General features: G+C 42.3%; 6 protein-coding genes and 2 pseudogenes. 5 read left to right on the plus strand and 3 right to left on the minus strand.

Annotated features, from left to right (window positions below):
- Together ABZA00_RS15330 and hemN are read right to left on the minus strand one after the other, a co-directional pair.
- Window positions 1-93 (minus strand): annotated as a pseudogene (locus ABZA00_RS15330) (HPP family protein); the annotation flags it as partial.
- A gap of 522 nt (window positions 94-615) precedes the next feature.
- Window positions 616-1,986 (minus strand): oxygen-independent coproporphyrinogen III oxidase, encoded by a 1,371-nt coding sequence (hemN, locus tag ABZA00_RS15335; RefSeq protein ID WP_372883030.1) that lies wholly within the window; start codon window positions 1,984-1,986, stop codon window positions 616-618.
- A gap of 125 nt (window positions 1,987-2,111) precedes the next feature.
- Here hemN and ABZA00_RS15340 point away from each other — a divergent pair, with 125 nt between their 5' ends.
- The 4 genes from ABZA00_RS15340 to ABZA00_RS15355 all read left to right on the plus strand — a co-directional run bounded on the left by ABZA00_RS15340 (window position 2,112) and on the right by ABZA00_RS15355 (window position 6,262).
- On the plus strand, window positions 2,112-2,564 hold the full coding sequence (locus tag ABZA00_RS15340; protein ID WP_372883031.1) for an Rrf2 family transcriptional regulator: 453 nt from the start codon (window positions 2,112-2,114) through the stop codon (window positions 2,562-2,564).
- Between the two features lie 37 nt (window positions 2,565-2,601).
- Entirely contained in the window at window positions 2,602-3,798 is a 1,197-nt protein-coding gene (locus tag ABZA00_RS15345) for an NnrS family protein (protein WP_372883032.1), read from the plus strand.
- Window positions 3,799-4,373: 575 nt separating this feature from the next.
- A complete protein-coding gene (locus tag ABZA00_RS15350; protein WP_372883033.1) occupies window positions 4,374-5,549 on the plus strand; it encodes a type III PLP-dependent enzyme in 1,176 nt (391 codons plus the stop codon).
- 230 nt (window positions 5,550-5,779) lie between these two features.
- Window positions 5,780-6,262, plus strand: a complete 483-nt coding sequence (locus tag ABZA00_RS15355; RefSeq protein ID WP_372883034.1) for an N-acetyltransferase family protein — start codon at window positions 5,780-5,782, stop codon at window positions 6,260-6,262.
- Window positions 6,263-6,366: 104 nt separating this feature from the next.
- On the opposite strand, the gene ABZA00_RS15360 is transcribed toward ABZA00_RS15355, so the two are convergent.
- Window positions 6,367-7,272, minus strand: coding sequence for a LysR family transcriptional regulator (locus tag ABZA00_RS15360; protein ID WP_372883035.1), 906 nt, complete (start codon window positions 7,270-7,272; stop codon window positions 6,367-6,369).
- A gap of 182 nt (window positions 7,273-7,454) precedes the next feature.
- On the opposite strand from ABZA00_RS15360, the pseudogene ABZA00_RS15365 reads away from it, so the two are divergent.
- Window positions 7,455-8,244 (plus strand): annotated as a pseudogene (locus tag ABZA00_RS15365) (NADP-dependent oxidoreductase); the annotation flags it as partial.
- Window positions 8,245-8,354 lie beyond the last annotated feature (110 nt).

The raw sequence follows: 8,354 nt of genomic DNA on the forward strand, positions 1-8,354 counted from the left end.
GATGAGATGCCCGCCAAGCAGATTACGGGGTTGTGAAAACTCCGCCTGCGGCACACCATAAATCAGCACGGCTGAAGCACCAAATGAAGCGACTAAAAACAGGCTGGTCTGCAAATTGCTGTGTGCATAGTGGCTTATACCCATGTTACTTCAAAATGCTTTGTCAGGCATGAGCTTGGAAATCAGAGCAAGGCGCAACACGAGGTAATGGTTACTCCCTTTTCGATTGCTGCAACGCAGCACTGGTTTTCGAGCTCGCGCCCCGTAGGGCAAGGGAAATTGCACCAATCTGCTTTGTTATAAAATCTTTCTGTAGAATAACTAGACTTCAATTTTATGTCTAGCATCTCGGCTCAATTGACCTTGCTGACTTTGCATCTTGAAGTATCATGGGTATATTAACGCAATCAGATAGATCCCGACAAATGCCCCTAACCCTGACCACAATATTTTGCACCATGTTTTTCTAGGCGGGCAGGATTCCCGTTTTTGTAAATATTCTCTGAACAACATTGTGCTCCTGATGGTTGGCTATTGCTTCGATGATTTTACGCAGATATATACGAAAAAAACGGTGCTGTATTGATTTGCTTATCTAGAATTGAGGTTTATTAGTCAAATAACCCTTGAAAAACGCTGCTGACTGACTTGCGCTTTCATATAAGCATCAAATGACATGCAGATATTACGCACCAGCAGACGACCAGCCTGATCGATCTTAATATATTGATTCGTGTTAACCAGCAGATCATCATCGATAAATGTCTTTAACTGCTGTATTTCATCTGTAAAATAACTATCAAAATCAATATTATACTGATCATTAATCTGCTCTTTATCAAGATACAGGTTACACATCAATTGATGAATAACAGCACCACGGATCAAGTCATCCTGATTTAAGGTAAGGCCTTTTTCAACGGCATGGCCAGCGGCATCCACAGCCTGATAATAGGCTTTTAACTCTTTTTTATTCTGACTATAGGCATTACCGATCGCGCTGATCGAAGAGACACCCAAGCCAAGCAGGTCGCATTCGCCCAGAGTGGTATAACCTTGAAAGTTTCGATGCAGTACTCCCTCGCGTTGGGCAACAGCTAATTCATCATCGGGTTTAGCAAAGTGATCCATGCCGATAAATTCATAACCAAAAGAGCACAGTGTTTCGATGGAATGCTTCATTAATGCAAATTTTTGTTCAACATTGGGTAACCATTCATCACGCAGTTTTCGTTGTGATGAAAACCGCGAGGGCAAATGTGCATAACTGAAAAGAGAAATACGGTGCGGATCCATCTCTTTTACTTTATCCAGTGTTTTGCTAAATGACGCGACGCTTTGAAATGGCAGACCATAAATTAAATCAATATTAATAGACTTAAAACCAACGTCTTTGGCACGCTCAATCAAAGCACAAATAAAATCTGTACTCTGCTCGCGGTTAATGGCTTTTTGTACTTTAGGATCAATATCCTGCACACCAATACTGATTCGGTTAAAACCCACTGAACGCAAATGATCGGCCATTTCCAGCTCTATTTCGCGCGGATCAACTTCAATACTTATCTCAGCATCATCAGCTAAATTAAAATTAGCTTTGAGTAAAGAAACCAGATGTGAAATTTGTTGGTAGGATAAAAATGTCGGCGTACCGCCCCCCCAGTGCATCTGCTTGATTGTATAATCTTTGAAATATTCAGCGCGTGACCGGATCTCTTTTTCAAGAAAAGCCAGATAAGTCTCGGTTTTTCCCTGCTGGCGCGTAACCACTTTATTGCAACCGCAGTAATAACAAAGGCGATGACAAAATGGAATATGCACATACAGCGACAAGCCATTATTAGGTGAGTTTTTGATTGCCTTATTGAGTTCATCATTATCAAATTTTTCAGTAAATTCTAATGCTGTCGGGTAAGAAGTATATCTCGGCCCGCTTACATTGTATTTGCTTAACAATTTAGCATTAAAGAATTGTAGGTTTTTCATAAAAAGTATCCTTGCACTTAATAAAACGCTGTATCTCATTTAAACGGGAAAACTATTTTACATCAAGCCACAAAGATGTAAAATAAATGCATCTTTTAATTTAAAGCAGATTAAGGTTACCGATAATGCATATTACTCGCTATACAGACTATTCACTTCGTGTGCTGATCTATTTAACAATTAATCAGGACAGGCTGTGCACAATCAATGAAATAGCGCAAAGTTATGCGATTTCTAAAAATCATCTAATGAAGATTGTCCAGCAGCTCAATATGAAGGGGCATTTACTGGCGATACGCGGCAAAAATGGCGGTATCAAATTAAACCGTGCACCTGACGAAATTAATATCGGTACTTTGGTGCGGGAAATCGAAGACAAAAATAAGCTGGTTGAATGCTTTGGTGATAATAATCACTGTGTGATCACCTCTAGTTGTCAACTGAAAGGCATTTTTGCCGAAGCGCAGGAGAGTTTTTTCAAAACCTTAGACAAATATACCCTGAACGATTTAGTTGCTCCAGGACAGCAGCAGGAATTAAACAAATTATTAACCCGTGGCGAAATTTTTCGCCAATAAATAGGCCCTAATTACCCATTTTTTTGAGAACCTGATTATGATTAATATTAGCAACGCTAAAGGTAATACCCCTGCAACTCAGCAAGGTATTGCGTTATTAGACCTCGCCTTTCGCCCGTTCTTTTTACTCGCAGCCCTATTCAGTATTGTTGCCCTGCTTATATGGAATGGTCTGCTAACCGGAGGTCTTAGCCTTAACCTGTACGGCGGCGCCTTATGGTGGCATATGCATGAAATGTTATTCGCTTTTGCGACCGCAGTTATTGTCGGATTTTTATTAACTGCGGTACAAACCTGGACCGGTGTACGCAGCTTAAATGGCAAAGGGTTACTACTGTTAGTGACACTCTGGCTGATCGCCAGAATCTTATTTTTCTTTCCGGATACCCTTCCCCATGCACTTATTGCCGGCGTAGATCTTGCTTTTTTACCTTTATCAGCACTGGCACTTGCTTATCCGATTATAAAAGTAAAACTGTGGCGCAACATTATGTTTATACCTATCTTATTGATTATGGCTATCAGCAATGCGGTTATGCATTACAGTGTTGCCGCACAAAACTATCAACTAATGAACAGTGCCAGTACGGCAATGGTATTATTGGTAACCTTGATTATGTGTATTATGGGTGGGCGGGTCTTCCCGATGTTTACCGCCAACGGTACCCGAACTCCTCGTGTCCCTGCAATCAAGTGGTTAGAAAACCTTGCCACGGGCAGTATCCTGTTAGCCGTATTAAGTGGGTTTAAACTGATCGAGCTACCTGCAATGGTCACAGCAGTTATCTTTTTTGTTGCCGGCTCCGCACATAGCGTACGTGTGTTTCGCTGGAAAATCTGGGTAACCCTGAAAACGCCATTAGTCTGGTCCCTGCACATCAGCTACTGGTGTATTGCGCTTGGTCTGTTTATGTATGGCCTTTCAGAGATTACCCCCCTTGTCAGCCACTCACAGGCAATTCATACTTTAACTGTCGGAGCCATGGCAACCATGATTCTGGCGATGATCTCCCGTGTTTCTCTGGGGCACACCGGCAGAAATATTGTGGTGGGTAAAGTAATGACAATTGCATTTATAGCAATCGTTCTCTCCTTTATCACCAGAGTATTCGGGCTTTACTGGCTGACTAACTATCACCAGGTGATGACCACCGCGATTGTGTTTTGGATTATCGGTTATGGCTGTTTTGTAGCTTTATATTTGCCCATTTTAATCAAACCACGGGCGCTGTAATTTTTATTATGAAAAGAATTTTAAAAAGAGAAACTTAAAGTGGCATTTAATATACATCTTTAATATAATACCCCAGTCTGTTTAGCTTTGTTAATTACTTATACTGGTAATCAAAGATAAACCGCCCCTAACTAATTTATCTAACGGAGAATACAATGAGCTGTTGTGGACAATGTGGTGGTACAAGCCACGAAGAGAAAGAGCAAACTGAACAGCAAGAAGCTGAACAACAAGCAACTGAAGAGTAACTTCCAATAAAAACCTGATATTAAAAATCCAGCCGCATTTACTGCCACTGGATTTTTTTGTATTTGTTATATCATTCCCTACTATTCTGTTGTCCTCTTGATAGCATTTAATTATTTAAAAACCACAAACACAACAAAAAAACACCCACAACCTACTGTTTATTAAGCAATTATTAAAGTAAATGCCGAAAAAAAACACAACGCAGGAAAAAAAACATAAAAACGGGACAAAAAATTATTGCGTGACGGGGAAAAATAAAGTCTACTTAGCCCTCTTTTGAATGGGCTGGCACAGCCTTTATTTTACTTTTTTGGAACTCGAACTGAATGAGCCAATTTATATCGATTGACGTTGAAGACTACTACGAATCAGCATCTTTTCAACGTATTAAAAAATTCGCAGAAGATAAACCAACCCCTTTTGTGATCATTGATACTAGCATCATTAGCAAACAGTATGACCAAATGGTGCATAATTTCCCTTATGCAGACGTTTATTATGCGGTTAAGGCTAACCCAGCAGAAGAGATATTAACCCTGTTACGTGACAGAGGCTCTAACTTTGACATCGCCTCAATTTATGAACTTGATATGGTGATGAAAATAGGCGTAACGGCAGATAGAATCAGTTACGGTAACACCATTAAAAAACGTAAAGACGTGCGTGCCTTCTTTGAACAAGGGGTACGTATGTATGCTTCTGACTCAGAAGCGGATTTACGCATGATTGCAGAAGAGGCTCCAGGTTCAAAGGTTTATGTACGTATTCTGACTGAGGGTACACATACAGCTGACTGGCCTTTATCCCGTAAATTCGGCTGCCAGAATGAAATGGCCTGTGACTTGTTGATTTTGGCAAAAGAATTAGGGCTGGTACCTTACGGCATCTCTTTCCATGTTGGATCTCAGCAGCGTGATATTGGTGCGTGGGACTCTGCCATCGCCAAAGTAAAGGGTATTTTCGAACGTTTACGTGACGAGCATGACATTCAACTGCAGATGATTAACCTGGGTGGCGGTTTTCCTGCAAACTACATTGATAAAACCAATGAATTAACAACTTACGCAGAAGAAATTAAGCACTTTTTACATGAAGATTTTGGTGATGATTTACCGCGGATTATTTTAGAGCCGGGTCGCTCCCTTATTTCCAATGCGGGTATTTTGGTTTCAGAAGTGGTGTTAATCAGTAAAAAATCTTATAACGCCTTGGAGCGCTGGGTATTTACTGATGTGGGTAAGTTTTCAGGCTTAATTGAAACCATGGATGAAGCGATTAAATTCCCAATATATACTGAAAAAAATGGCGAATTGGACAAATGCGTTATTGCCGGGCCAACCTGTGACAGTGCCGACATTATGTATGAGCATTACAGTTACGGCTTACCAACGGATCTGGAAATCGGTGACCGCATGTACTGGCTGACGGCAGGGGCTTATACCACGACTTATTCTGCGGTATGCTTTAATGGTTTTCCACCATTAGCTGCTTATTACTTGTAATAAAGCACTTCAGTTTATTTTAGCCAGAGAAATTTACTCTGGCTTTCCCCCCTTTTCCAATTCTGAAATTTCCCTCGAACAAATTCATTCAAACTGCTAAATTTGTGAGCATTTCACCAATATCCTGACAGAAATTCCTTTATTATCTAATTTTAAATGTTGCATTTTAATACCCGTGCAGGGTAGGAAAATAAGATACCCTCATCCAGTTCAGGAACTAACAATCTATTATGAATATTTACGAAGCCGCAACGGAAGATTTTGAAAAAATCTGGCCGGTCTTTCACGAAATAGTCAAAACCGGAGATACGTACGCCTATGCCATAAATACAACAAAAGAACAGGCGAAAAATATCTGGTTAGACTCTTCGCGTAAAACTTATGTTGTAGAGGAAGATGGCAAAATTCTGGGCACCTATTATTTAAAAACAAACCACGCCGGACCGGGTGATCACGTCTGCAATTGCGGTTACATGGTATCCCCTTCCGCGAGGGGCAGAGGGTTGGCCACTATGATGTGTACACATTCTCAAAATGTTGCCCGGGAGTTGGGTTATCGCGCCATGCAATTTAACTTTGTAGTCTCCACAAACGACGTAGCCATTCGTCTGTGGGATAAATTGGGTTTTAAAACTGTTGGACAATTACCTAAGGCATTTGAACATCCCACTAAGGGTCCCGTCGACTCATTCGTAATGTATAAGTGGCTATAATCGCAATCGAAGTACGCGTACAGAAATTTCCCGCCATCTTCGATCTGAGGGCTGACGGTAGGGGTAAACACTCCCCCCTGTAAGTGGGGGATGCCATTCTGCTTTTAATATACTCCCTTAATTCGTGCCACTAAAAAATCCACCATCGCTTTAATTTTAGGAATATGGTAACGCTGCTTCTGATATAAAAGGTAAATACCTATTTCTGAATTTGTAGAGGTGGTTAATCCGGGTTTAAAATGTAACTCTTTTAATTCACCCCGTTCAAGATAGGGTTTGAGCACCCAGCGGGGCAACATCACAATACCCTGTCCCTGTACCGCCTTGCTCAGCAACCAACTCCCGCCATTACTGACTGCTACCTTAGGGGCAGATACATCTTGCCACTTGCCATCAATTTCGCATAACCAGGGAGTAGGCCCTGTCGGGGTACGGAAATACAAGCCCTTATGCTCGGAAAGTTGGCAAGCATTTGTTGGCGTGCCCATACGCTGCAGGTAACCGGGAGAGGCTGCCGGAATAAACTCATTTTCCATCAATTGAATGGCGACAACCCGTTCGCCGGGTACCCCGCCGCCTCTGATTGCCAGATCGACATCATCCCGGCCTATCGCTGAAAGCTCATCACTGAGGTGGACATCAAGAACAATCTTAGGATAAAGTGCACTAAACTCATCCAATATTGGAATTAGTATCCGCTCGCCAAAGCCAACCATGCTGGTGATACGCAATTTCCCGATCGGCACTTCCTGATAACGGCGTACCGTTTCATTACAGTCTTCTAATTGAGCAATCACTTCACTCACCTGCTGATAATATTCGGCGCCAATTTCGGTTAGTTTGACCAGACGTGTAGAGCGCTGCAGCAGTGTTGCGCCGAGCATACTTTCAAGATCTGCCACTCTTCTGGAAAGTGAAGAAGGCGGCACAGAAAAAAGCCGAGCCGCTTTTGTAAAGCTACCCGTTTCAACTACTTTCACAAAATATTTTAATGCCCTAAGCTGATCCATTACTGCCCTTTATTATTGTCTTTTAAACAATAGAGAATAGCATTTATCCCACTTTATATCCGATAAAAATTACTGAATAATAAGCATAAGCGGATATCTAAAACTGATAAGCAAGGGGAAGATAAGATGACCACATATACTGCCATTAACCTAATCAAACGCCCGCAGGGCGGAGCAATAGAGGCAGTGTTATGCGCAGCTCTGGTATCGGAGAGGTGGTAGAAAGCAACCATCCCGATTTTAAAGTTGGTGACCGGGTGATGGGAATGATGGGCTGGCAGGAATATTTTCGCAGCAATGGTACCGGCATTAATAAGGTGGATCTGCCGCTTCCTGATGAAACTATTTTGTCTGTTTTTGCACTGCCTGGCTTAACCGCTACTCAGGGCTTATTTAATGTAGGTAAACCCAAACAGGGGGAGACTCTTATTGTCACCGGCGCTGCAGGTTCAGTGGGTTCAATCGTCGGACAACTTGCCAGGGCCGATGGCCTGCGCGTGATCGGTGTGGTTGGCAGTGATGAAAAAGCAGCCTGGATTGTCAATGAACTGGGGTTTGATGCAGCCATCAATTACCACTCGGAAGATCTCGATGGACAATTAGCGACACTTGCCCCGGCTGGTATTGATGTCTATTTTGAAAATACCGGGGGTCCTATCCAACACCTGATTTTCGAACGTATGAATGCACATGGGCGCGTAGTAGTATGCGGTTTAATCGCTGATTACAACAAACAGCACCCCGGGTCCAAGTTGGCTGAACGTAATTAAAAAACGTTTAACTGTTCAGGGTTTTACCATGCCGGATCATTTTGCACAGGTACCGGAGTTGCTGGCAAAACTCAGCCCTTATGTGATGCAGGGGAAAATCAAGCACCGCTCCCATGTACTGCAGGGGCTGCAGCCAGCGATTTCCGGATTGAACTTATTCTCCAGCGGTGAAATTGAAGCTCACCCAGCTAAAGCAAGGTGATTCTTGTCGTCAACGGTTTAGGCATTGCAACATTAAGTTGCGTTAGTCTTCTAAAACCTCTTACAAGCGTTTAACGTGTCGGCACTACCTGCCGCCACGAATTTTTAAGC

The sequence above is a fragment of the Psychromonas sp. genome, assembly GCF_041586535.1.
In the GTDB taxonomy this organism is placed as follows: domain Bacteria; phylum Pseudomonadota; class Gammaproteobacteria; order Enterobacterales; family Psychromonadaceae; genus Psychromonas.